The following is a 24,264-nucleotide window of genomic DNA, read 5'->3' as shown; positions in this document are numbered from 1 at the left end:
CTGTGGCCGAACGCATCGAGGATTACGCGCTCATCGGTGACGGCCGCACGGCCGCGCTGGTGAGCCGCACGGGCAGCGTCGACTGGCTGTGCTGGCCGCGCTTCGACGCCGCCGCCCTGTTCACCGCCCTCCTCGGCACCAGGGAGCACGGCTTCTGGGAGATCCGCCCGGAGGCCGGGCATGTCGAGACGAGCTGGGCCTACCGCGAGGGCAGCCTCGTCCTCGAGACGCGCCACAAGACCCGCCAGGGCGAGGTGCTCGTCACCGATTTCATGCCGACCGGCGACGGGCCGCACCTCGTGCGCCTCGTCAAGGGCATCCACGGCCGCGTCGCCATGCGCTCCGAGATGGCGGTGCGGTTCGATTACGGTTCGGCGGTGCCCTGGGTCTCGCATTCGGAACTCGGCGACCTGCGGGCCATCGCGGGGCCGCACAAGGTGGTCCTGCGCACCGACGTCGACCTGCACGGCACCGACCGGCAGACGACCCTGGGCGAGTTCACGATCCATGCCGGCGAGCAGCGCCGCTTCGTCCTGAGCTACGGCGCCTCGCACGAGCCCGACCCGCCGCCGATCGAGCCGTGCCAGATGCTGGCCGACACCGACCGGGTGTGGCGCGACTGGTCGAAGCGCTGCGCCAAGGGCACGCCCTGGGACGGGCTGCTGCAGCGCTCCCTCCTGACCCTCAAGGCGCTGATCTACCACCCGACCGGCGGCATCGTCGCCGCGCCGACCGCCTCCCTGCCGGAGGGCTTGGGCGGCGAGCGGAACTGGGATTACCGCTTCTGCTGGCTGCGCGATTCGACCCTGACGCTCATCGCCCTGATGGACGGCGGCTACATCGAGGAGGCGCGCAACTGGCTGAACTGGTTGCTGCGGGCGGTGGCCGGCAACCCCGAGCAGGCGCATATCCTCTACGGCATCGCGGGCGAGCGACTCCTGCCGGAGATCGAGCTCGACTGGCTCCCGGGCTACGAGAATTCCCGCCCGGTGCGCATCGGCAACGCGGCGGCCGCGCAATTCCAGCTCGACGTCTACGGCGAACTCTTCGACGCGCTCTATCAGGCCCGCGCCCGCGGCCTGCCGGTGAGCGAGGACGGACGCCGGGTCGGCCTCGCCCTCCTCGGACACCTGGAGAAGGCGTGGCGCCAGCCCGACGAGGGCATCTGGGAGGTGCGCGGCGGCTCGCGCCACTTCGTCCATTCGAAGGTGATGGCCTGGGTCGCCTTCGACCGCGCGCTGCGGATGCACGAACTCGACGAATCGGGTGCGACCCACGAGCAGGCCGAGCGCTGGCGGGCGATCCGCGACGAGATCCACGCGGAGGTCTGCGAGAAGGGATTCGACCGCGACCTCAACAGCTTCGTGCAATATTACGGGGCGAAGGCGCTGGATGCGAGCCTGCTGCTCATCGCCCATACCGGCTTCCTGCCGCAGCACGATCCCCGCGTGGTCGGCACCGTCGATGCCATCGGCAAGGGGCTGATGCGCGACGGATTCATTCTCCGCTACGAGACCCAAGGGTCGTCCACGGACGGATTGTCGGGCAACGAGGGAGCCTTCCTGCCCTGCACCTATTGGTATGCCGACAACCTCATCGGCCTCGGCCGCCGCGAGGAGGCGCGCGCGTTGATCGACCGCCTGATCGGGATCTGTAACGATCTCGGCCTCGTGAGCGAGGAGTACGACGTGCAAGCCAAGCGTCTTGTGGGTAACTACCCGCAGGCGTTCACCCACGTGGCCCTCGTCAACACGCTCCTCAGCTATGCCCATGGCGAGGGGCCCGCCGAGAAACAGGGCGGTAAGGCTGATGGGGCGCCGCCCGCGGTCCACCGCCACCAGGCGGCCCAGCGGTCGCGCTAGAGAACAGGACGACGTGATACCATGAGCGGAGCCGATACCCCCGCCCGCGCCGAGCTTGCCGCCATCGACAAGCTCAGCATCGACACGATCCGCACGCTGGCGATCGACGCCGTGCAGAAGGCGAATTCGGGCCATCCCGGCGCGCCGATGGCGCTGGCCCCCGTCGCCTACACCCTGTGGAACCATTACCTGCGTTACGACCCGGCTCATCCGCACTGGCCGAACCGCGACCGGTTCGTGCTCTCCTGCGGCCACGCCTCGATGCTGCTCTACGCGCTGCTGCATCTGGCCAACGTCGCGGAGAAGGACGGCGGCAACGCCCCGGCCGTGAGCCTCGACGAGATCAAGCGCTTCCGGCAGATCGACAGCCGAACCCCGGGCCACCCGGAATACCACTTCACCACCGGCGTCGAGACCACCACCGGGCCGCTCGGCCAGGGTGTCGCGAACTCCGTCGGCATGGCGATGGGAGGCCGGTTCATGGGCCGGCACCTCAACCGGCCGGGGCTGAACCTGTTCGACTACAACGTCTACGCGATGTGCTCGGACGGCGACCTGATGGAGGGCGTCGCCTCGGAGGCCGCCTCCATCGCCGGCCACCTGCGGCTGGCGAACCTCTGCTGGATCTACGACGACAACACCGTCACCATCGAGGGCCACACCGAACTCGCCTTCGGTGAGGAGGTCGCCACCCGCTTCCTCGCCTATGGCTGGCAGGTGCTGCGCGTCGCGGACGCCAACGACCTCCACGCCATCACGGCGGCCCTGGACACCTTCGTCTCCAGCCAGGACCGACCGACGCTCATCATCGTGAAGTCGGTGATCGGCTTCGGCGCCCCGAAGAAGCAGGGCACCTCGAAGGCCCACTCGGACGCGCTCGGCGAGGACGAGGTGAAGGGCGCCAAGCGCGCCTATGGCTGGCCGGAGGATTCGCAGTTCCTCGTGCCCGACGGCGTGCACGAGAATTTTCGCGATGGCATCGGCAAGCGCGGCGCCGCCCTCTACGACGCGTGGCAGAAACTCTTCGCCCAGGCGAAGGAATCCGACGCCGCCCACGCGGAACAGCTCGACGCGTTCCTCGAGGGGCGCCTGCCCGAGGGCTGGGACAAGGACATCCCCGTCTTCGAGGCGGACGCCAAGGGTGTCGCCACCCGCGAATCGTCGGGCAAGGTGCTGAACGCCATCGCCCAGCACGTGCCGTTCCTGCTCGGCGGCTCGGCCGACCTCGCCCCATCGAACAAGTCGAACCTGACCTTCGACGGCGCGGGCTCGCTGACCCCGCTCAATCCTGGCGGGCGCAACATCCATTTCGGCGTGCGCGAGCACGCGATGGGCTCCATCGTGAACGGCCTCGGCCTCGTCGGGCTTCGGGCCTACGGCGCGACCTTCCTCGTCTTCGCCGACTACATGCGCCCGCCGATCCGGCTCGCCGCGCTGATGGAACTGCCGATCTTCCACATCTTCACCCACGACTCCATCGGCGTGGGCGAGGACGGGCCGACCCACCAGCCGGTGGAGCAGTTGCTCTCCCTGCGCTGCATCCCCGGCCTCGTGACCATCCGTCCGGCGGACGCGAACGAGGTGGCGGAAGCCTATCGGGTGATCTTCTCCCTGAAGAACCAGCCCGCCGTGCTCGCCCTGTCGCGGCAGGCGCTGCCGACCCTCGACCGGTCGAAGTACGGCGCCGCCTCCGGCACCGCGAAGGGCGGCTACGTGCTGGCCGATTGCGAGGGCACGCCGCAGGTGATCCTGATGGCCTCCGGCTCGGAGGTGCAGCTGTGCCTCGGCGCCTACGATGCCCTGACGGGCGAGGGCGTGAAGGCCCGCGTCGTGTCGATGCCGTCGTGGGACCTGTTCGAGCGGCAGGACGAAGCCTACCGCCACTCTGTGCTGCCGCCGGCGGTGAAGGCCCGCGTCGCCGTGGAGCAGGGCAGCGTGATCGGCTGGGACCGCTATGCCGGCTCCGAGGGCGCGATCATCGGCATGAGCACCTTCGGCGCCTCGGCGCCCTTGAAGGATCTCCTGACCAAGTTCGGGTTTACCCCCGAGAAGGTTCTGGAGGCCGCGAAGGCGCAGGTGGCCAAGCACAAGCATTGAGGACATCCCCCCTCACCCCCTGAGGGGAGAGTCGGGACAGACGTCCCACCCTCTCTCCTCATCCTGAGGTGCCCGCCTCGGCGGGCCTCGAAGGAGGGCTCCAGAAGGCTCCGCGATGACTGGAGCCCTCCTTCGAGGCGGCTGACGCCGCACCTCAGGATGAGGTCGAGGGAGGGAGGGGAACGAACACCGGAAGTTCGCACCGGCTCCTCGCGGGGACGTGCGATGAATTGACGAGGCTCGGACATGAACGCGCTCAAGGCCCTGCACGACCAACAGGATCAGGCCGTCTGGCTCGACTTCGTCGCCCGGGGCTTCATCGAGAAGGGTGAACTCAAGAAGCTCGTGGAGGAGGACGGCCTGCGCGGCGTCACCTCCAACCCGGCGATCTTCGAGAAGGCCATCGGCCACTCGGAGGAATACGATGCCAGCCTCAAGGCGGTGCAGGAGACCGGCGACAGCCGCGTCATCGACCTCTACGAAGGCCTCGCCATCGCCGACATCCAGGCCGCCGCCGACGTGCTGCGCCCGGTCTACGAGGCGAGCGACGGGGCCGACGGCTACGTGAGCCTCGAAGTCTCGCCCTACCTCGCCCTCGACACGCAGGCGACGCTGGACGAGGCCCGCCGCCTCCATAAGGCGGTCGCCCGCGACAACCTGATGGTGAAGGTACCCGCCACCCCGGAGGGCATCCCGGCGATCAAGCAGCTGACCGCCGAGGGCATCTCGATCAACGTCACCCTGCTGTTCTCGCAGGAGGCTTACGAAACGGTGGCCCGCGCCTTCGTCGAGGGACTCGACGAGCGCGCGAAGGCCGGGCACGACGTCTCGCGCATCGCGAGCGTGGCGAGCTTCTTCATCAGCCGCATCGACGCGCTGGTCGACAAGATGCTCGACGAGAAGATCGCGCAGGCGAACGACCCGGACGAGAAGATCGCGCTGACCTCCCTCAAGGGGAAGGTCGCCATCGCGAACGCCAAGCTCGCCTACCAGCGCTACAAGCGCATCTTCGCCGAGCCGACGTGGCAGGCGCTCGCGGAGAAGGGCGCCAAGGCGCAGCGCCTGCTCTGGGCCTCCACCGGCACCAAGAACAAGGCCTATTCCGACGTGCTCTACGTCGAGGAGCTGATCGGCCCGAACACCGTCAACACCATGCCCCCCGCCACCATGGCCGCCTTCCGCGACCACGGCGAGGTCCGCCCGACCATCGAGGAGGACGTGCCCGGCGCCGAGGCGGTGATGGCGAGCCTCGCCCGCGCCGGCATCGACATCGAGGCCGTGGCGAAGCAACTGGTCGAGGAGGGCGTGCAGCTCTTCATCGACGCTGCCGACAACCTGCTCGGCGCGGTGGCCGGCAAGCGCGCGGCCCTGCTCGGCGCCCGCCTCGACCCGCTGGCGCTGGCGCTCGACGATGCCCTCGCCGCCGACGCGAAGAAGGCCGTCGAAGCCTGGCGGGCGAGCGGCGCGATCCGCCGCCTCTGGGCCCGCGACGCCACGGTCTGGACAGGCGCCGACGAGGCCAGTTGGCTCGGCTGGCTCCACATCGTGGAGGAGGAGCTGGAGAAGGCCTCCGACTACGCCGCCTTCGCCGAGTGGGTGAAGGCGCGGGGCTTCACCCATGCGGTGGTGCTCGGCATGGGCGGATCGAGCCTCGGTCCGGAGGTCCTGAGCCTCACCTACGGCCAGCGGCCGGGCTTCCCGGCGCTCCGCATCCTCGACTCCACCCACCCTGACGAGGTGCGCGCCGTCGAAGCCGCAATCGACATCGCCAAGACGCTGTTCATCGTCTCCTCGAAGTCGGGCTCGACCCTGGAGCCGAACGTTTTTCGCGATTACTTCTACGACCGCGTGAAGCAGAGTGTCGGTGACAAGGTCGGCGAGCATTTCGTCGCCGTCACCGATCCCGGCTCCGACATGGAGAAGGCGGCCAAGGCCCAGAACTTCGCCAAGATCTTCTATGGCGTGAAGCAGATCGGCGGGCGCTACTCGGTGCTCTCGGCCTTCGGCCTCGTGCCGGCCGCCGCCATGGGCCTCGACGTCAAGGACGTCCTCGACCGCGCCCGCATCATGGTCCGCTCCTGCGGTCCCGCCGTGCCGCCGCACGTGAATCCCGGCGTGCTGCTTGGCACTGCCATGGGCGCGGCGGCGCTCAAAGGTCGGGACAAGGTGACGGTGATTGCCTCCCCCGGCGTCGCGAGCTTCGGCGCCTGGGCCGAGCAGTTGATCGCCGAGTCGACCGGCAAGGTCGGCAAGGGCCTGATCCCGGTGGACGGCGAGCCGGCGGGCGTGCCGGCAGTCTACGGGCACGACCGGTTCTTCCTGTACCTGCGCCTCGATTCCCAGGCCGACCCGGCCCAGGACGCCGCCCTCTCGGCCCTTGAGAAGGACGGGCACCCGATCGCCCGGATCGGCCTCGACGGCGTCGAGCAGCTGCCGCAGGAATTCTACCGGCTGGAGATCGCCACCGCGGTCGCCGGCGCGTTGCTGGAGATCAACCCATTCGACCAGCCCGACGTCGAGGCGAGCAAGATCGAGACGAAGAAGCTCTTCGCCGAGGCCGAGCGCACCGGGGCGCTGCCCGACGAGACGCCGCTCTTCGAGGACGAAACCCTCGCCCTCTACGCCGATGCGAAGAACACCGAGGCCCTGCCGCAGGCGGTCGATGGGCTCGACGCGGCGGTCAAGGGGCATCTCGCCCGGCTGAGGAGCGACGATTATGTCGCTCTCCTCGCCTACCTGCCGCGCAACGAAGCGCACCACGGCGTGTTGCAGGAAGCGCGGCTCGCGGTGCGGGACGCGCGCAAGGTGGCGACCTGCCTGGAATTCGGGCCGCGCTTCCTGCACTCGACGGGGCAGGCCTACAAGGGCGGGCCGAACAGCGGCGTGTTCCTGCAGATCACGGCCGACGCCGCCGAGGACCTACCGATCCCCGGCCGGTCGCTGGGCTTCGGCACGGTGGTCGCGGCCCAGGCGCGGGGCGACTTCGCCGTGCTCGCCGAGCGCGGGCGCCGGGCTCTGCGGGTCCACCTCAAGGCCGGGCAGATGGAGGCCGGGCTGAAGCGGGTCGCGGCGGCGCTGAAGGCGGCGGTCGCCTGACGGGTGGGGGGAGGATGCAGGCGGCCGATCCCGCCTGCCACCTCATCCTGAGGTGCGGCGAATGCCGCCTCGAAGGAGGGCTCCAGGGATCGCGGAGGCTTCTGGAGCCCTCCTTCGAGGCCTGCTGACGCAGGCACCTCAGGATGAGGACAAGAGTTGGATCAATTTCGCAACGATCTCCCTTGAGGGGGAACAGTTCGGAGCCCAAGACGATGCAACTCGGCATGATCGGCCTCGGCCGGATGGGCGGCAACATCGTCCGCCGCCTCCTGCGCGGTGGGCATACGGCGGTGGTGTTCGATCAGAACGCCGAGGCCGTCGCCTCCCTCGTGAAGGAGGGCGCCGTCGGCGCGACGAGCCTCGAAGATCTCGTCTCCAAGCTCGAGGTGCCGCGCACCGCCTGGGTGATGCTGCCGGCGGGCAAGATCACCGAAGAGACGGTCCAGGCGCTAGGCAAGCTGATGCAATCGGACGATTGCATCATCGACGGCGGCAATTCCTTCTTCGGCGACGACGTGCGCCGGGGCGGGGAATTGAAGCCGAAGGGCATCCACTACGTCGATGTCGGCACGTCCGGCGGCGTCTGGGGCCTGGAGCGCGGCTATTGCATGATGATCGGCGGCGACACATCCGCCGTGGACCGGCTCGATCCGATCTTCGCGACCCTCGCCCCCGGGATCGGCGACGTGACCCGCACCCCCGGCCGCGAGGGCCGCGACGCCCGCGCCGAGCACGGCTACATCCATGCCGGGCCGACCGGCGCGGGCCATTACGTGAAGATGGTCCATAACGGCATCGAGTACGGGCTGATGCAGGCCTATGCGGAGGGGTTCGACATCCTCCGCCACGCCAATTCCGAGAACCTGCCGGAGGAACGGCGCTTCGACCTCAATCTCGGCGACATCGCCGAGGTGTGGCGGCGGGGCAGCGTGGTCTCGTCCTGGCTCCTCGACCTCACCGCCCATGCGCTGGCCGGCGACGAGGACCTGACCGACTTCTCCGGCTGGGTGGACGATTCCGGCGAGGGCCGCTGGACCATCAACGCCGCCGTCGAGCAGGCCGTGCCGGCCACCGTCCTGTCGGCCGCCCTCTACCGTCGCTTCCGCTCGCGGGAGGATGCCTCCTACGCCGACAAGCTCCTGTCCGCGATGCGCAAGGGCTTCGGCGGGCACCAGGAACCGAAGAAGTCGTGAGGGCCGCATGGTGAGCTTGCCGAAGGGCGCGCAGGTCCTGCCCGATGCCGAGGCGGTGGCCCGCGAGGCCGCCGAGCGGCTGATCGCCGCCTGCGGCGAAGCCCAGAGGGCGGACGGCGACGAGCGGATCGCGATCTGCCTCTCCGGCGGCTCGACGCCCAAGCGCCTCTACGCCCTTCTGGCGAGCCCCGGCTACGCCGCGCGGGTGCCATGGACGAGGATCCACTGGTTCTTCGGTGACGACCGCGCGGTGCCGTGGGACGACGCGCGCAGCAACGTGCGCATGGTCCGCGAGGCCTTCGGCCATGGCAGCGCGATTCCCCCGACGCATCTCCACTTCATCCCCTCGGACGACGGCATCGAGGCCGGCGCCAAGGCCTACCAGCGGACCCTGCTCGACTTCTACGGCGCGCATAGTCTCGAGGCCGGGAGACCGCTCTTCGACCTCGTGCTGCTCGGGCTCGGGGAGGATGGGCACACCGCCTCGCTCTTCCCCGGCAAGCCCGAGGCGGCAGACACCACCGCCCTCGCCGTGCCGGTGCCGGAGCCGGGGCTGGAGCCCTTCGTCCCGCGCATCAGCCTCACGGTGCCGGCGCTGACCTCCTCGCGGCACGTGCTGTTCCTCGTCACGGGCGCGGGCAAGCGCAAGCCGCTGGCCCGCCTCGCGGAGGGGGAGGATCTGCCCGCCGGACAGGTTCGGGGCGAACAGGTGCGCTGGCTCCTCGACGAGGCGGCGGCAGGCTGAGCCGTTACCCCTTGGCAAGGGAAATGGGATAGTGTCGGATTCCTCGTCGTGAGGCCCGACCGGCCGTCCCAGGAGCGCCATGAACGCGGGCACGCTCGTCCTGTTCACCGATCGGGCCGCTCAGCGCCGGGATCTCGTGCGCGCCCTGGACGAACTCGTGCCCTGCCATGTCCGCGATGCCACCACCGTGGCGCCTGTGGGCGATTGCATCGGCTTCGTCGCCGATCTCGACCTGTTGCAGCCGACGCAGCTGCGGGGCCTGCGCGCGCTCATCGCCGAGGCGCCGCAACTGCCCCGCCTGTTCCTGATGCGCAGCATGGGCGAGCGCAGCCTCTCCGCCGCCCGCAGCCTCGGCGCCAGCCTCTGCCTGCCCTACAATACGGCGCCCGGGACCGTCGCCGAGGCCATGCGCGCTCACATCACGAATCCGTTCCCCGGCATGGTGCGCATACCCGCCCCGGAGCGAAGCGGACCCGTCGCCATCGCCCGCGCCGCCGACGAGGCGGGCGCGGTCCTCGCCGGCCTCCTCGATTCCGCGCGGCAGACCGGCACCGTCGATCCGGTGCTCGTGGATCACGGGCTCGATCCGATCCTCGCCGCCGTCGGCGAGGCGGGGCTCGGAGCGTGGCTCGACACGGTGCGCGCCTACGACGACGCCACCTACCAGCATTGCCTCCTGGTGGCGGGCGTCGCGGCGACCTTCGCCATCGACCTCGGCTTCGGCCTGCGCGACCGCGAGCATCTCGTGCGCGCCGCCCTCGTCCACGACGTCGGCAAGGCGCGCATCCCCCTGGGCATCCTGAACAAGGCCGGCCCCCTGGATGCCGACGAACTCGCCACCATGCGCACGCACGCCGCCCTCGGGCACGCGATCCTCGTGGAGGCGGGCGGCTTCGACGATTCGATCCTCGCGGTGGTCCGGCACCATCACGAGATGCTCGACGGCAGCGGTTATCCCGACAGGCTCACCCGCGAGGCGATCCCCGACATCGTCCGCCTGATCACGGTCTGCGACATTTACGCGGCGCTGGTGGAGCGCCGCCCCTACCGCGCGCCGATGCCCGCCGCCGAGGCCCTGCGGATCCTGCATGGCATGGAGGGCAAGCTCGACGCGACGCTGGTGCGCGCCTTCGAGCGGGCCGTGTCGAAGGACTTCAAATGAAGTGCTTGGAGAGCTTCAGGCCCTGGGCCTGATAGTTCGAGCCCGCCCCGGCGCCGTAGAGCGTGGCGGGAACCTCGCTCATGCGCTCGTAGACGAGGCGCCCGACGATCTGGCCGTCCTCCAACAGGAACGGCACGTCGCGGGAGCGCACTTCCAGCACCGCCCTCGCGCCCGTTCCCCCCGCCTCGGCATGGCCGAAGCCGGGATCGAAGAAGCCCGCGTAATGCACCCGGAACTCGCCCACCAGCGGATCGAACGGCACCATCTCGGCGGCGTGGTCCGGCGGCACCTGTACCGATTCCTTCGAGGCGAGGATGTAGAACTGGCCGGGATCGAGGATCAGGCTCGCGCTGCTGTCCGAGGGCAGGCGCTCCCAGAAGGCGTCGATGCCGTGCCGGCCCGGCGCATCCACGTCCACGAGGCCGGTATGGCGCTTCGCCCGGTAGCCGATGAGTCCGTCGAAGCCCGACAGGTCCACCGAGACCGCGACGCCGCCCTGCAGCGAGGGCGAGGGGACGTTCACCAGCGGCGTCCGGGCATGGAGCGCGGCCAGTTCCGCCTCCCCGAGGCGGGGCTGGCCGGCGCGGAAGCGGATCTGCGACAGGCGCGAGCCCGTCCGCACCAGCACCGGGAAGGTGCGGGGCGAGATTTCCGCGTAGAGCGGCCCGGTATAGCCGGGCGAGACCTGATCGAACGCCTCGGCCCGGTCGGTGATGACGCGGGTGAACACGTCGATGCGGCCGGTGGAGCTCTTCGGGTTGGCGCTTGCCGCAAGGTCCGGCGGCAGGGCCAGCGTTTCCTGCAATTCCGCGATGTAGACGCAGCCCGTCTCCAGCACGGCGCCCGGCCGCAGGTCGATGGCGTGGAGCGACAGGCGCTCGACGCAGGATTCGACGGTGCGCGACGCCCCCGGCAGGAAGCTCGTGCGCACCCGGAAGGCGCGCTCCCCGAGCCGCAGGTCGAGGCTCGCGGGCTGGATCTGGTCCGCGGCGTAGGGCGTGGCCGGACGGATGCCGCCCGCGCGGGTCAGGGCGTCGATCGCCTGGGCCGGCAGGATGCCCTCGCCCCTTGTCTTCGCACCCGCCCGCATCGTCCGCTCCGTTCGCGCGGTGATCGACCACGCCCCTTGTTGTCCGCCACCGGCACCTAAGGCCGCTTTAATGCCACGAGACTTGAGCGCAGCGAGACTTGTGGCCTAGCGTGACGCGCGACGTAATCCGCCGCAATTGACGCCGATTCACGCGGGAATTACCACCGGGGCTCATGGCACGGCTTAGGCCGGGCGGGTCGAATCGCTGAAGTCCTCGGGGGCGATCAAAGGCAATGTACAGGGCCGAGACGCGCGGAATAAGCGTGACTGTACAGCCGCGCTTCGTGGAGGAAGAGTCTTCCCCCAACGAGAGTCGCTATTTCTTCGCCTACACGGTCGAGATCGTGAACAACGGCGAGGAGCAGGTGCAGCTGCGCTCGCGCCACTGGCGCATCATCGACGGGCGCGGCTCCTGCCAGGAGGTGCGCGGCGTCGGGGTCGTCGGCAAACAGCCGGTTCTGGAGCCCGGCGAGTCCTTCTGCTACACGAGTGGGTGCCCGCTCACGACTCCCGACGGGCTGATGGCCGGCAGCTACACGATGGCGACGGTGGCCGGCGAGAGCTTCGAGGCCGAGATCCCCGCCTTCTCCCTCGATAGCCCGCACGTCCGCCGCAGCCTGCACTGAAGGCGGCCTCGTCACCGGCGGGGGCGCGGGAGCCGGGCGGCCCCGGAGGGATCATGGCTTTGAACGGCGAGCGGGTGTCCCCGCTCGAGATGCTGGCCCGCCTCGTCGCGTTCGACACCGAGAGCGACAAGCCCAACCTCGCGCTGATCGATTCGGTCTGCGCCTATCTCGACGGATGGGGCGTGCCCGTCCGCCGCTTCCCCGACGCCACCGGCACCAAGGCCGCGATCCTCGCGACGCTCGGGCCGTCGCGCGACGGCGGGATCGTCCTGTCGGGCCATACCGACGTCGTGCCGGTGGCCGGCCAGCCCTGGACCTCGGACCCCTTCACCCTGCGCGTCGCGGGCGGGCGGGCCTATGGGCGCGGCGCCGTCGACATGAAGGGCTTCTGCGCCACCGCCCTCTCCCTCGTGCCGGAGATGCTGGAGGCCGACCTCGCGCGGCCGATCCACATTCTCCTGTCCTACGACGAGGAGACCACCTGCCTCGGCTCCATGGATGCCATCGCCCGCTTCGGCGAGGACCTGCCACGGCCCGGCGCCTGCATCGTCGGCGAGCCGACCGGGCTCGACGTAGCGGACGCGCACAAGAGCATCGTCACCTGCCTCACGACGGTCCATGGCCGCGAGGCGCATTCCTCCCGGCCGGAGCTCGGGGCCAACGCGGTCTCGGCGGCCTGCGATCTGGTTGCCGCCCTCAACCGCATCGCCGACCGGATGATCGAGCGCGGCGACGCCTCGGGCCGGTTCGACCCGCCCGCCACGACGATCCATGTCGGCACGATCCAGGGCGGCACGGCGCGCAACATCCTGGCGCGGGAATGCCGGTTCCATTGGGAGTATCGCGGCCTGCCCGATCTCGACCCGGCCGAGATCCCGACCCTGTTCCGCGCGGCGGTGGCCGAGGTGACGGCGCGTCGCCTCAACCGCTACGGCGAGTTCGGGCGGATCGACACCCTGGAGGAGGTCGACATCCCCGGCCTCGCGCCGGATCCCGGCTCGGAGGCCGAGCGCCTCGCCCTGCGCATCGCCGGGCGCAACCGGACGGTGGCGATGCCCTACGCCACGGAGGCCGGGCGCTTCCAGGGGGCGGGCATCCCGACGGTGGTCTGCGGCCCCGGCGACATCGCCCAGGCGCACCAGCCCGACGAGTATATTACCCTCGATGCGATGAAGGCGGGCGAGGATTTCCTGCGCCGTCTGATCGCGGAGTGCGCAGCATGAACCCGGTGCGGGCCAACGAGTATGTGAAGCTGAGACCGCTGGAGCGCGAGGATCTGCGCTTCGTGCACCAGCTGAACAACAACGACAGCATCATGCGCTACTGGTTCGAGGAGGCCTACGAGTCCTTCGCCGAACTGCAGCAGCTCTATGAGCGCAACATCCACAACCAGACCGAGCGCCGCTTCATCGTCGCCGCACCGGACGGCGAGCCGGCGGGGCTGATCGAGCTGGTGGAGATCAACCATCTCCACCGCCGCTGCGAATTCCAGATCGCGATCCACCCGTCCTTCCAGGGGCGGGGCTACGCGTGGCGGGCGACGCGGATCGTGATGGATTACGCGTTCAGCGTGCTCAACATCCACAAGCTCTACCTGCACGTGGATCGCGAGAACCAGCGGGCGGTGCGGATCTACGAGCGCTGCGGCTTCCGGCCCGAGGGCGTGCTGAAGGACGAGTTCTTCGTGAACGGGCGCTACCGCGATGCGGTGCGCATGTGCCTGTTCCAGCCGGACTATCTGGCCTCGCGGGGCGGCGGCGACCCGAACGAGCCCGTGCTCAAGACGTAGGAAGGGGCCGGGCTTTCGCCCGACCCCCTTGTCCGGTTCAGGATCGGCTCGGCTTAGCGGGCCTGACCGCCACCGGCCTTCATGCCGCCGCCCGCGTTCATGCCGGCGCCCTCGGCACCGCCACGATTGCCGCCGCGCTGCATCTCGCCGCCGCCGGCCTTGCCGCCCTTCTCCATGCCGCCCGGCTGCCCGGAAACGTTGCGCATATTGGTGTTGCGGTCGCCCTCGCTGCGCATCCCGGCATTACGGGCGCCGTCGTTCTTCATCGGGCTGTTCTTCATGTCGTTGCGGGCGTCGCGCTTCATGTCGCCCCGGTTCTCGCCCTTGGCCTGGACATCGCCACGCGTGCGGTCACGCTCGCGATCGTTGCGCACGCTGGCGCGGGTCTCGCTGCGGAAGCTCGCCCCGACCACGCCGCCGCCGGAGAGACGACGGTACTCGGCCGAGCCGTAGCGCACACGCTGGCCGTGGATCACCACCCACCGCTCGCTCGGGCCGGTCTCGCGGATGCTGACGAGGCGGCGGTACTCGGGCGAGCCGTACACGACGCGCTGGCCACGGATGGTCACGTAGCGGGTGCCGCCCTCGCGGACACTGACGAGGCGGCGATACTCCGGCGAGCCGTACACGACGCGCTGGCCACGGATCACCACGTAGCGCTCACGCGGGCCGCGATGCTCGACGACCAAGCGACGGTACTCGGGCGATCCATAGACGACCCGTTGGCCGCCGATGAAGACGAAACGCCCCTCGCGGCGGAAGCCGCCCTCGAAGCGCGCGCTGCGGTTGTCGATATGGCCGCGACCGCCACGGAACTCGCCCCGCGCCTCGGTGCGGTCGCCGTCGCGATGGTCGCGACCCATGCGCTCGCCCCGGTCGTTGCCGTTGCGGGCCGTGCGGTCGTTGTCGCGCTCGCCGTTCCGTCCGCTGGCCGCCGAACGGTCGGCCTTGGGATCCTCGCGGCCCGCGCGGTCCTGGCCCATCTTGCCGCCCGCGTCGCGGTCGGCGCGCGCGCCGCCCATCTCCTTGCCCGAGGCGCCGCCGGTCGCGGCGCCGCCGGACAGCGCGTTGCCCTTGCCCCCGCCCTCGCCCTTCATGCCGGCCTCGGGACGGCCGTGGCCGCCCCGCTCGCCGCCGCCCATGCCCTGCTGTGCATAGACGGAGGTGCTGAGCAGAAGCGCAGCCACGCTGACGGACACTCGTGTCGTGAATTGGGTCATGGCGTTCCCTCACGTTGGAAAATTATGTTCCGCAACGCTGAGGGTGCCAAAACGGTTCAATAGTTCAGGTGCATAAAATGATGCAACACTTGTGAGTACTTCGGCGTTTCGCGCGGAGAGCTTGGCCGTTTGCGATGAGTTGTGCGTAGTCTTTGCCGGCCCCGTGCGGCCTCTCCCTGAATTGCGTCGCTCCGCTCGCACGGACGGCGAGGCGGGAGGCGTCAGGGCGTCGCCGGACGGGGGCCGAGGTGCTCGTGGCACACGTCGTGGACGATCCGCTGGAGAATTCCGATGCGCCCGGCGAGCCAGTCCAGTTCCTCGGTCGTGATCGTGTAATGCGGCGAGTAGCGCGCCTTCACGTAGGCATCGTGCAGGAGATTGAAGTGGCGCCGGCTGATGCGATCGTTGCGCGGCCATGCCTCCACCAGCCGGCGGTCGATGCCCTCGGCCATCGGGCGAAGCCGCCGCAGGGCGTGAAGTTTCGGGCTGTAGAGCGTCAGAACGAGCAGGACACAGTGATATAGTCCCTCGGTGGCTTAATGCAGTTCGAACGCGGCGATGGCTAATTGTTCGTGCATCGAAGAATAGCGGGCGAGGTCGATGCGGAAGATCGAGCTTGCATACCATTTATCGAAGTGCAGCCACGCTTCCTCGTTCCGAACCTCCGGCGTGAGCGGGCCGGGCTTGGCGAGGGGAAAGCCGTCCGCCTCGTAGAGAACGAGGGCATCCCGGTCGATGTCCACGAAGAACGGCCGCCCCCGGGCGAGCTGGTCGTTCACGTCCTGATAGCTGTGGACGATGAAGCTCACCGCGGAGTGACGGGCCGACCGCACCAGTTCGATCTGGTCGAACCGGTCGCGGATCGTCTCCCACAGGTCGAAATCCTCCACGAGATCGTCGTGGTTCACGATGACGAGCAGGTCGTAGTCGGAAAAGTAGCCCGAGATCCGGTCCTCGACCCAATCGCCGCGCGCATGCGATCCGTAGAGCATGACCTTGAGGATGCGCCCACTCTTCTTCCTGTCGGAGAGCTTGCCCTTGCGGGCCTCCTCGAACTCCTCGAACAGGATCTTCACCGCGTGCGTCAGGTCGCGGCGCTTGCGGGCGGGCAGGTGGGCGAGGCGGTCTTCGAGCGTCATGGTCGCCCGCCGGTAGAGCACGACGGGCCGCCGTTTCGAAACCCCCTACGAGCCCTGCGCGATCTCCGTCTCGACCTCGGCGGGGTCGAGGTCGTAGCGGCGCGAGCAGAATTCGCAGGTGATCACGATGCGCCCGTCATCGGCCACCATGTCCCGGCGCTCCTCCGGGCTGAAGGAGCGGATCATGCCCATCACCCGCTCGCGGGAGCAGCGGCAGGTCTCGCGCACCGGCTGGCGGTCGAAGACGCGCACGCCGCGCTCGTGGAACAGCCGGTAGAGCAGCCGCTCGCTCGACACGTTGGGATCGATGAGCTCGTGGTCCTCGATGGTGGCGGCGAGCGAGCGCGCCTCGACCCAGGCATCGTCCTCCGGCGCATCGGGGCCGAGATGGGCGTGGCCCTCGGGGATGTCGCCCGGCGGCAGGTCGGCGAGGCGCGCCCGGTCGATGGATTGGGGCAGGAACTGCACGATCAGGCCGCCGGCCCGCCAATGCCCGGCGCCCTCCCCGAGGGATTCGGCGACCGCGAGGCGGACCACGGTGGGGATCTGCTCGGATTGCCGGAAATACTGGTGCGCCGCCTCTTCGAGGCTCTGGCCCTCCATCGGCACTACGCCCTGGTAGCGGCTCGCGGTACTGCCCTGGTCGATGGTCATGGCGAGATGGCCGTTGCCGATCAGGTCGGCATCGCGCACGGGGGCGCTGCCCAGGGCCGCGACGCGCTCGGCATCGAAGCGGGCGGTGGCGCGCAGCCGGTCGGGCGCCTCGAAATCCACCACGATCATCTCGACCGGGCCATCGGTCTTGGTCTGAAGCTGGAAGCGGCCCTCGAATTTCAGGGACGCGCCGAGCAGCACGGTGAGCGCCGCCGCCTCGCCGAGGAGGCGCGCGACGGGATCCGGGTAGCCGTGACGGCGCAGGATCGTATCGATGGACGGCCCCAGGCGCACCACCCGTCCGCGCACGTCGAGGGCTTCGACGGCGAAGGGCAGCACCGCGTCATCGACGCCGGGGGTCTCGGTTCCTGCAGTCATGGTCTCTCCGGGAATCTACCCCCTATATGGTGGTCCGGTCCGGGGTTCCCAAAGGGCCGGGTCCTTTGGCGGGGTCCAGGGGCGGCGCCCCTGGGGACGGGCCCCTCAAACGCTATCCGTCCTGAAGGCACCAGGCCAGGATGCCCTTCTGCGCATGCAGCCGGTTTTCGGCCTCGTCGAACACCACCGATTGCGGCCCGTCCATCACTTCGGCGGTCACTTCCTCGCCCCTGTGCGCGGGCAGGCAATGCATGAAGATCGCGTCGGGCTTGGCCGCCGCCATCAGCTTGGCATCGACCCGGTAGGGCGAGAGCAGGTTGTGCCGGTGGCTCTCGTCGTCGTCGCCCATCGACACCCAGCAATCGGTGACGACCGCATCCACTCCGTCCACCGCCGCGCGGGCATCGGTGGTGATGTTGAGCTTGGCGCCCTCGCGCTTCGCCCAGGCGATCAGCGAGGCGGGCGGCGCCAGTTCCGGCGGGCAGGCGACGTTCATGGTGAAGTCGAGCCGGGCGGCGGCGTGGACCCAACTCGCGAGCACGTTGTTCGCGTCCCCCGACCACGCGACGGTACGGCCCTGGATCGGCCCGCGATGCTCCTCGAAGGTCAGCACGTCGGCCATGATCTGGCACGGATGCGAGTGCTTGGTGAGGGCGTTGATCACCGGCACCGTGGCGTATTCGGCCAGTTCCAGCATCTGCCCGTGGTCGAGGATGCGGATCATGATCGCGTCCACGAAGCGCGAGAGCACCTGCGCCGTGTCGCCGATGGTCTCGCCCCGGCCGAGCTGCATCTCCGAGCCGGTGAGCATCAGCGTCTCGCCGCCGAGCTCGCGCATCGCCATGTCGAAGGAAACGCGGGTGCGGGTCGAGGGCCGGTCGAACACCATCGCCAGGGTCTTGCCGACGAGCGGGCGCTCGGCCGCGCGCTCGCCCTTCCGGCGCAGGGCCTTCATGGCGGCGCTCGAATCCAGCATGCGGCGGATCTCGGCTCCGGAGAAATCCGAGAGGTCGAGGAAGTGGCGGGGCCGGACAGCGGCGCCGGGACCGGCCGTTGCCCGGCCGTTCGTCTTGGTTGTCATGGGTCAGGGACTTTCCGGCGGCGCCTTATTCAGCCGCCCCGCGCAGCGCCGAGAAACCGTTCGCGGCGGCATCGAGCCGCCGGACCGCCTCTTCGACGTCCGACTCGGTGACGATCAGCGGCGGGATGAGCCGCACGACGTTGTCGCCGGCCGGGATCACGAGGAGGTTGGCCTCCCGCGCCGCCGCGGCGAATTCGGTGTTGGGCACGCCGAGCTTGAGGCCGATCATCAACCCCTCCCCGCGCACGTCCTCGATCACGCGCGGGTGCCGGTCGCGCAGGGAAGCGAGCTTCTGCTTCAGCACGAGCCCGGTATGGGCGACGCGGTCGAGGAAGCCGTCCGAGAGGATCACGTCGAGCACGGCGTTGCCCACCGCCATGGCGAGCGGGTTGCCGCCGAAGGTCGAGCCGTGGCTACCGGGTACCATGCCGCGCGCGGCCTCCTTGGTGGTGAGGCAGGCGCCGAGCGGGAAGCCCCCGCCGATGCCCTTGGCCGCGCTGAGGATGTCCGGCGCGATGCCCGACCACTCATAGGCAAAGAGCTTGCCGGTGCGGCCCATGCCGGTCTGCACCTCGTCCATGATGAGGAGCAGGCCGTGCCGGTCGCAGAGATCGCGCAGGCGGCGCAGGTCGGCGGGGGGGATGACGCGCACGCCGCCCTCCCCCTGGATCGGCTCGATCATCAGGGCGGCGGTCTCGGGACCGATGGCGGCTTCGAGCGCCGCGAAATCGCCGGTCGGAACCTGGTCGAAGCCCTCGACCTTAGGGCCGAAGCCGTCGATGTACTTCTGCTGACCGCCCGCCGCGAGGGTGGCCAGCGTCCGCCCGTGGAACGCGCCCTCGAAGGTCACGATCCGGTAGCGCTCGGGGTGGCCGCCCGCCGCGTGGTACTTCCGCGCGATCTTGATCGCGGCCTCGTTCGCCTCGGCGCCCGAGTTGCAGAAGAACGCCACCTCCGCGAAGGTCGCCTCCACGAAGCGCTGGCCGAGCCGCTCGCCCTCCGGGATCTGGTAGAGGTTCGAGACGTGCCAGACCTTCGCCGCCTGCTCCTGCAGCGCGGCGACGAGGTGCGGGTGCGCGTGGCCCAGCGCGTTCACCGCGACGCCGGCCCCGAAATCGAGGTATCGCTGCCCGTCTCGCGTGAAGAGCCATGCACCCTCGCCGCGCTCGAACGAGAGGGGGGCGCGGGCATAGTTCGGCAGAAGGGCGGATGTCACGGTCCGGTCTCCGTCGCGCGAGGGGTCGGCGGCACCAAATGAAAGTGCCGCCTCGATCACCGGGCGGCACGCGCGCGATTACTATGAATCGAGTCGGCGCTGTCAATCGCGCAAGGGCTGTGCCGCACGCGCGGCAGGTGCGTACACGGCCGCACCGGCCTGCCCGCCACGGGGTCCCTCCCCTTGCGTCCGTTGCCCCCGGCGTGTTCCAGAACCCCTAATTTCGGTGAAGCTTCGCGGAGATTCGCTCATGAGCACGATCAAGGAACGTCTGGCGGCCCTGGGGCTCAAGCTGCCCAAGGCGGCGGCCCCCGTCGCGAATTACGTGCCCTTCGTTCACACGGGCAATCTCGTCGTGATCTCGGGGCAACTCTGCTTCGGTGCCGATGGCAAGATCGCGCCCGAGCATGTCGGCAAGATCGGCGGCACCGTCTCGGCCGAGGCCGGCAAGGAGGCCGCGCGGCTCTGCGCCCTCAACCTGCTGTCGCAGCTTGAGGCGGCGGTGGGCGACCTCGACCGGGCGGTCGTGCAATGCGTCCGCCTCGGCGGCTTCATCAACGGCGTGCCGGGCTTCTCGGCGGTGGCCGGGGTGATGAACGGCGCCTCCGACCTGATGGTCGAACTGCTGGGGGATCGCGGCCGGCATGCCCGCTCGACGGTGGGTGTCGCGGAACTGCCCCTCGACGCCGCCGTCGAGGTCGAGGGCATGTTCGAGGTGAAGGGATGAGCGGCCTCGGCTGGCTCACCGCCCGGCCGATCGCCCATCGCGGCCTGCACGACCGGGCGGCGGGCCGGCCGGAGAACACCCTCAGCGCCGCCCGCGCGGCGGTGGCGGGCGGATTCGCCATCGAATGCGACGTGCAAATGAGCGCCGACGGCGAGGCGATGGTCTTCCACGACCCGGCGCTGGGCCGCCTGACGGGGGCGAGCGAGCGTGTCTGCGAGACGAGCGCGCAGGCCCTCGGGCAGTTGCCTGTGGCGGGCTCGGCCGAGCGCATCCCGACGCTGCCGGATTTCCTGGCGGCGGTGGCGGGCGCCGTGCCGGTGATCGTGGAGATCAAGTCGGCCTATGACGGCGACCTGCGCCTCGCCCGCCGCACGGCCGAGATCGCCGCCGCCTATGACGGCCCGGTGGCGCTGAAATCCTTCGACCCCGAGATTGTCGCGGCGCTCCGCGAGGGCCTGCCCGCCCGTATCCCGCGCGGGATCGTGTCGGAGACCCGGCAGGACGATCCCGTCTACGCGACGATGACCGAGAGCCGCCGCCGCAGCCTGCGCGACCTCCTGCATTTCGAGGCAACGCGGCCGGACTTCCTCTCCTGGCGGGTGGACGACCTGCCCTGCGGGCCGACCTCGCTCTGCCGCCTCCTCGCGGGGCTCCCGGTCATGGCCTGGACGGTGCGCACACCGGAGCAGCGCGCCAACGCCGCCGCGCATGCGGATCAGATGGTGTTCGAGGGGTTTGTGCCTTGAGGATCCGCCCCGTATTGATCTCGGATGGACAGTGATTTTCACTGCGTGGCATAACCGGCCGAGGAGGCCCGCCATGCCCACGCCGCGCGGACAGATGACCGTGACGCTCACGGACGAGTTGGAGAAATTCGTCCGGGACAAGGTGAGGGAAGGCACCTTCGCCACGCCGAGCGAGTATATCCGGGATCTCGTCCGCGCCCGCTATCTGGCGGAGCACGACAGGGCCGCCAGGCTGAAGGCGCTCGATGCCGCGCTGGCCGAAGGCTTGGCGGATGCCGAAGCCGGCCGGCTCGTACCGGTCGGCGAGGCGTTCGCCCGGGTCCGTGCCGCCCTGCGAATCACCGACGAGGATAGGACCGCGTGAAGGTCGTCCTGTCCGAGAGGGCAATCGACGACCTCATCGCGATCGGTGTTTTCATCGGCCGGGACAACCCCGCCCGCGCTTCCAGCTTCGTGGCCGAACTGGAGGCACGCTGCATCACCCTGGGGGACATGCCGAGGGGCTACCCGCTTCTGACCGGGCACGAAGCCGACGGCATCCGGCGACGTCCGTTCGGCGAGTATCTGATCTTCTATCGTATCGAAGAGGCTGCCTCGCGCATCGATGTCCTGCGTGTGCTCAGCGGCGCCCGGGACATCGACGCGATCCTGTTTCCCGCGGACTGATCCCGCCTGCATCGATCCGCCGCTTGCCCCGTCCCCGGCGGCCGTTAGACTGGCTGGCATGAAGCAAGCCTCCGCGCCGCCGCCGGACGCCACCGCCCTCACGGTGAGGGCGCTCCCCGGCCTCAAGGAGATCGGTGCGCAGGCCTGGGATGCCTGTGCCCTATCCCCCGAGACCCTGGCGGCGGGGGACGAGACCTACAATCCCTTCGTCACCCACGCCTTCCTCTCGGCGCTGGAGGAATCGGGCTGCGTCTCGCGCCGCACCGGCTGGCTGCCGGTGCATGTCGTGGTGGAGCGCGAGGGCAAGCTGCTGGCCGCCGCGCCCTGCTACCTGAAATCCCACAGCCAGGGCGAATACGTCTTCGACCACGGATGGGCCGACGCCTTCGACCGGGCCGGCGGCAGCTATTATCCGAAGCTGCAGGTCAGCGTGCCCTTCACCCCCGTGACCGGGCCGCGCTTCCTCATCGCCCCCGGCACCGATCCCGACGAGGCGACCGCGGGGCTCGTCGCGGGTCTGCGCGCCCTGCGGGGGGAGGTCGAGGCCTCCTCGATCCACGTCACCTTCATGCGCGAGGCCGAATGGGAGCGCGCCGGGGCCGCCGGCTTCCTCAAGCGCACCGACCAGCAATTCCACTGGGAGAACGACGGCTATTCCAGCTTCGACGGCTTTCTCGAAGCCCTCTCCTCCCGCAAGCGCAAGACGATCAAGCGCGAACGCCGCGACGCGCTGGCGCCCGGCATCACCATCGAGCACCTCACCGGGTCCGACCTGACCGAGGCGGTGTGGGATGCGTTCTACGGGTTCTACATGGATACCGGCGCCCGCAAATGGGGCCGCCCGTACCTGAACCGCCGGTTCTTCTCCCTGCTCACCGAGCGGATGGCGGAGCGCGTGCTGCTCATCATGGCCAAGCGCGAGGGCCGCTACATCGCGGGCGCCATCAACATGATCGGCGACACCGCCCTCTACGGGCGCAACTGGGGCTGCGTCGAGGACCACCCGTTCCTGCATTTCGAGGTCTGCTACTACCAGGCCATCGACTTCGCGATTTCGCGCGGCCTCAAGCGGGTCGAGGCGGGGGCGCAGGGGGAGCACAAGCTCGCCCGCGGCTACCGCCCGGTGCTGATGCATTCCGCCCACGACATCGCCGACCCCTCCCTACGCAAGGCGGTGGCCGACTATTTGCAGCGCGAGCGCGCCCATGTGGCCGAGGCGGTCGATGTCCTCGACACCCTCACCCCCTTCCGGCGCGGCACCCCCGACGAGCAGGCATGATGAACCCGATCGAGCGTATCCAAGGCTTTTCCGACGAACTCACCGCCCTGCGGCGCGATCTCCACGCCCATCCCGAGATCGGCTTCGAGGAGGTGCGCACCTCCGGCATCGTCGCCGACCTCTTGGAAAAATTCGGCTGCGAGGTCCATCGCGGCATCGGCGGCACGGGGGTCGTCGGGCTCCTGAAGGGCCGCAGCGACAACGGCCGCCGGATCGGCCTACGCGCGGACATGGACGCCCTGCCCATCGAGGAGGAGACCAACCTCCCCTATCGCTCCACCGTGCCCGGCAAGATGCACGCCTGCGGGCATGACGGGCACACGACCATGCTGATCGGCGCGGCCCGCTACCTCGCCGAGACCCGCGACTTCGACGGCACGGCGGTATTCATCTTCCAGCCGGCCGAGGAGGGCCTCGGCGGCGCCCGCGCCATGCTGAAGGACGGGCTGTTCGAGAAGTTTCCCTGCGACGAGATCTACGGGCTGCACAACCAGCCCGGCGGGCGGCACGGGCAGATCAAGCTCTGCCCTGGCCCGATCATGGCGGCGGCGGACTTCTTCGACATCCGCATCCGCGGGCGCGGCATCCACGCGGCGCAGCCGCACCGGGGCAACGACCCGATCATCGTCGCCACCGGGCTCGCGCAGGCCCTGCAATCCATCGCCTCGCGCAACGTCGACCCGCTGAAATCGATCGTGCTCTCGATCACGCGGATCGCCGCGGGCTCGGCCTACAACGTCATCCCCGAGACGGCGCATATGGCCGGCACCGTGCGGACCTTCGACGCCGAGGTGCGCAAGCTCGCCGGCACCCGCATCCGCGAGTTGGCGGGGGGCTTCGCCGCCGCCTACGGCGCCGAGATCGAGGTCGACCTTCAGGACGTGTTCTCGGTGCTGGAGAACGCGCCCGCGCAATCCGCCGCCGCGACCGAGGTCGCCACCGAACTGCTCGGCGCCGACAACGTCGATCCGCACGCCACCCCGCGCATGGGCAGCGAGGATTTCGCCGACATGACGATGCGGGTGCCGGGCGCCTATGTCTGGCTCGGGGCCGGGCCGGGGCCGGGGCTGCACAACGCCGCCTACAATTTCGAGGATTCGATCATCCCCATCGGCAGCGCCTTCCTGGCGCGGATGGTGGAGCGCCGCACCGCCGCGTAAGCTGAACAGGGGCCGGTGGACACGCACCGGCCCGCAAGACCAAAGGGGGGAGACGCGATGTCGTCCGACATGCAGGAATCGCGGGCGAGCCTGATCTTGCTCGGTGTGTCCGTCGCGGCGGTGCTGATCTTCGGCGCCCTCACCCTGCTGACGCAGATCGGCTGACATCATCCGGGCGGGGCCAGACCCGACCCCGTCATTGCGAGCGACAGCGAAGCAATCCAGCCGGCACTGCCTTGTCCGGACCCGTCGCGCCCTGGATTGCTTCGGCTCCGCCTCGCAATGACGGGGTGGGCCATCGGCGGCCGCATCGCCATGGCCCCCGGTCCTGCCGGAAG

At 69.6% G+C, this 24,264-nt stretch carries 22 protein-coding genes; 15 read left to right on the top strand and 7 right to left on the bottom strand.

Going from position 1 to position 24,264, the window contains the following annotated elements; all coding sequences use genetic code 11:
• The first annotated feature begins 2 nt into the window (after positions 1 to 2).
• The 6 genes from ACS5Q7_RS11710 to ACS5Q7_RS11685 all read left to right on the top strand — a co-directional run bounded on the left by ACS5Q7_RS11710 (position 3) and on the right by ACS5Q7_RS11685 (position 10,155).
• A complete protein-coding gene (locus ACS5Q7_RS11710; protein WP_478339486.1) occupies positions 3 to 1,862 on the top strand; it encodes a glycoside hydrolase family 15 protein in 1,860 nt (619 codons plus the stop codon).
• 21 nt (positions 1,863 to 1,883) lie between these two features.
• Positions 1,884 to 3,959, top strand: coding sequence for a transketolase (tkt, locus tag ACS5Q7_RS11705; protein WP_478339485.1), 2,076 nt, complete (start codon positions 1,884 to 1,886; stop codon positions 3,957 to 3,959).
• Between the two features lie 246 nt (positions 3,960 to 4,205).
• Positions 4,206 to 7,055, top strand: coding sequence for a bifunctional transaldolase/phosoglucose isomerase (locus ACS5Q7_RS11700; protein WP_478339484.1), 2,850 nt, complete (start codon positions 4,206 to 4,208; stop codon positions 7,053 to 7,055).
• Positions 7,056 to 7,267: 212 nt separating this feature from the next.
• Positions 7,268 to 8,248 carry a phosphogluconate dehydrogenase (NAD(+)-dependent, decarboxylating) gene (gene gnd / locus ACS5Q7_RS11695; protein ID WP_478339483.1) on the top strand — a complete coding sequence of 327 codons (981 nt, stop codon included), beginning with the start codon at positions 7,268 to 7,270 and terminating at the stop codon, positions 8,246 to 8,248.
• A 7-nt stretch (positions 8,249 to 8,255) separates the two neighbouring features.
• Complete coding sequence (gene pgl, locus ACS5Q7_RS11690; protein WP_478339482.1) at positions 8,256 to 8,993, top strand: 6-phosphogluconolactonase; 738 nt, start codon at positions 8,256 to 8,258, stop codon at positions 8,991 to 8,993.
• 79 nt (positions 8,994 to 9,072) lie between these two features.
• Positions 9,073 to 10,155 carry an HD-GYP domain-containing protein gene (locus ACS5Q7_RS11685; RefSeq protein WP_478339481.1) on the top strand — a complete coding sequence of 361 codons (1,083 nt, stop codon included), beginning with the start codon at positions 9,073 to 9,075 and terminating at the stop codon, positions 10,153 to 10,155.
• Here ACS5Q7_RS11685 and ACS5Q7_RS11680 read toward each other — a convergent pair.
• Positions 10,148 to 11,245, bottom strand: coding sequence for a 2'-deoxycytidine 5'-triphosphate deaminase (locus tag ACS5Q7_RS11680; RefSeq protein ID WP_478339480.1), 1,098 nt, complete (start codon positions 11,243 to 11,245; stop codon positions 10,148 to 10,150). The two genes, ACS5Q7_RS11685 and ACS5Q7_RS11680, sit on opposite strands and share 8 nt — an antisense overlap.
• 233 nt (positions 11,246 to 11,478) lie before the next feature.
• Between ACS5Q7_RS11680 and apaG the strand changes: the two genes are divergently transcribed.
• From apaG to speG, 3 genes are read left to right on the top strand one after another with little or no spacing between them, the layout of a single operon-like run.
• On the top strand, positions 11,479 to 11,871 hold the full coding sequence (gene apaG / locus ACS5Q7_RS11675; RefSeq protein ID WP_243956838.1) for a Co2+/Mg2+ efflux protein ApaG: 393 nt from the start codon (positions 11,479 to 11,481) through the stop codon (positions 11,869 to 11,871).
• Positions 11,872 to 11,924: 53 nt separating this feature from the next.
• Entirely contained in the window at positions 11,925 to 13,094 is a 1,170-nt protein-coding gene (gene argE, locus ACS5Q7_RS11670; RefSeq protein WP_478339479.1) for an acetylornithine deacetylase, read from the top strand.
• On the top strand, positions 13,091 to 13,660 hold the full coding sequence (gene speG / locus ACS5Q7_RS11665; RefSeq protein WP_478339478.1) for a spermidine N1-acetyltransferase: 570 nt from the start codon (positions 13,091 to 13,093) through the stop codon (positions 13,658 to 13,660). The genes argE and speG overlap by 4 nt, the downstream gene beginning before the upstream one ends.
• Positions 13,661 to 13,713: 53 nt before the next feature.
• Here speG and ACS5Q7_RS11660 read toward each other — a convergent pair whose 3' ends face one another.
• The 6 genes from ACS5Q7_RS11660 to ACS5Q7_RS11635 form a co-directional block, all read right to left on the bottom strand.
• Complete coding sequence (locus ACS5Q7_RS11660; RefSeq protein ID WP_478339477.1) at positions 13,714 to 14,847, bottom strand: hypothetical protein; 1,134 nt, start codon at positions 14,845 to 14,847, stop codon at positions 13,714 to 13,716.
• Between the two features lie 254 nt (positions 14,848 to 15,101).
• Positions 15,102 to 15,332 (bottom strand): hypothetical protein, encoded by a 231-nt coding sequence (locus ACS5Q7_RS11655; protein ID WP_478339476.1) that lies wholly within the window; start codon positions 15,330 to 15,332, stop codon positions 15,102 to 15,104.
• A gap of 84 nt (positions 15,333 to 15,416) precedes the next feature.
• The gene (locus ACS5Q7_RS11650; protein WP_478339475.1) at positions 15,417 to 16,019 is read right to left on the bottom strand and encodes a nucleotidyltransferase domain-containing protein; all 603 of its coding nucleotides are present in this window, start codon (positions 16,017 to 16,019) and stop codon (positions 15,417 to 15,419) included.
• 45 nt (positions 16,020 to 16,064) lie between these two features.
• Positions 16,065 to 17,051: an Hsp33 family molecular chaperone gene (locus ACS5Q7_RS11645; protein WP_478339474.1), complete on the bottom strand. Its 987-nt coding sequence runs from the start codon at positions 17,049 to 17,051 to the stop codon at positions 16,065 to 16,067.
• A 112-nt stretch (positions 17,052 to 17,163) separates the two neighbouring features.
• Positions 17,164 to 18,132 (bottom strand): ornithine carbamoyltransferase, encoded by a 969-nt coding sequence (argF, locus tag ACS5Q7_RS11640; RefSeq protein ID WP_478339473.1) that lies wholly within the window; start codon positions 18,130 to 18,132, stop codon positions 17,164 to 17,166.
• A gap of 25 nt (positions 18,133 to 18,157) precedes the next feature.
• Positions 18,158 to 19,348 carry an acetylornithine transaminase gene (locus ACS5Q7_RS11635; RefSeq protein ID WP_478339472.1) on the bottom strand — a complete coding sequence of 397 codons (1,191 nt, stop codon included), beginning with the start codon at positions 19,346 to 19,348 and terminating at the stop codon, positions 18,158 to 18,160.
• 250 nt (positions 19,349 to 19,598) lie between these two features.
• Here ACS5Q7_RS11635 and ACS5Q7_RS11630 point away from each other — a divergent pair, with 250 nt between their 5' ends.
• The 6 genes from ACS5Q7_RS11630 (at position 19,599) to ACS5Q7_RS11605 (ending at position 23,926) form a co-directional block, all read left to right on the top strand.
• Positions 19,599 to 20,075, top strand: a complete 477-nt coding sequence (locus tag ACS5Q7_RS11630; protein WP_478339471.1) for a RidA family protein — start codon at positions 19,599 to 19,601, stop codon at positions 20,073 to 20,075.
• On the top strand, positions 20,072 to 20,821 hold the full coding sequence (locus ACS5Q7_RS11625; RefSeq protein ID WP_478339470.1) for a glycerophosphodiester phosphodiesterase: 750 nt from the start codon (positions 20,072 to 20,074) through the stop codon (positions 20,819 to 20,821). Before ACS5Q7_RS11630 ends, ACS5Q7_RS11625 begins: the two co-directional genes overlap by 4 nt.
• 73 nt (positions 20,822 to 20,894) lie before the next feature.
• Entirely contained in the window at positions 20,895 to 21,185 is a 291-nt protein-coding gene (locus tag ACS5Q7_RS11620) for a type II toxin-antitoxin system ParD family antitoxin (protein ID WP_478339469.1), read from the top strand.
• Positions 21,182 to 21,487 (top strand): type II toxin-antitoxin system RelE/ParE family toxin, encoded by a 306-nt coding sequence (locus ACS5Q7_RS11615; protein ID WP_478339468.1) that lies wholly within the window; start codon positions 21,182 to 21,184, stop codon positions 21,485 to 21,487. Before ACS5Q7_RS11620 ends, ACS5Q7_RS11615 begins: the two co-directional genes overlap by 4 nt.
• 58 nt (positions 21,488 to 21,545) lie before the next feature.
• On the top strand, positions 21,546 to 22,766 hold the full coding sequence (locus ACS5Q7_RS11610) for a GNAT family N-acetyltransferase (protein ID WP_478339467.1): 1,221 nt from the start codon (positions 21,546 to 21,548) through the stop codon (positions 22,764 to 22,766).
• The gene (locus ACS5Q7_RS11605; RefSeq protein WP_478339749.1) at positions 22,766 to 23,926 is read left to right on the top strand and encodes a M20 aminoacylase family protein; all 1,161 of its coding nucleotides are present in this window, start codon (positions 22,766 to 22,768) and stop codon (positions 23,924 to 23,926) included. Before ACS5Q7_RS11610 ends, ACS5Q7_RS11605 begins: the two co-directional genes overlap by 1 nt.
• Positions 23,927 to 24,264 lie beyond the last annotated feature (338 nt).

The sequence above is a fragment of the Methylobacterium sp. Gmos3 genome, from assembly GCF_056430985.1.
Note: the sequence above shows the minus strand (reverse complement) of the source record. Positions and strands in the feature narration are given on the sequence as shown.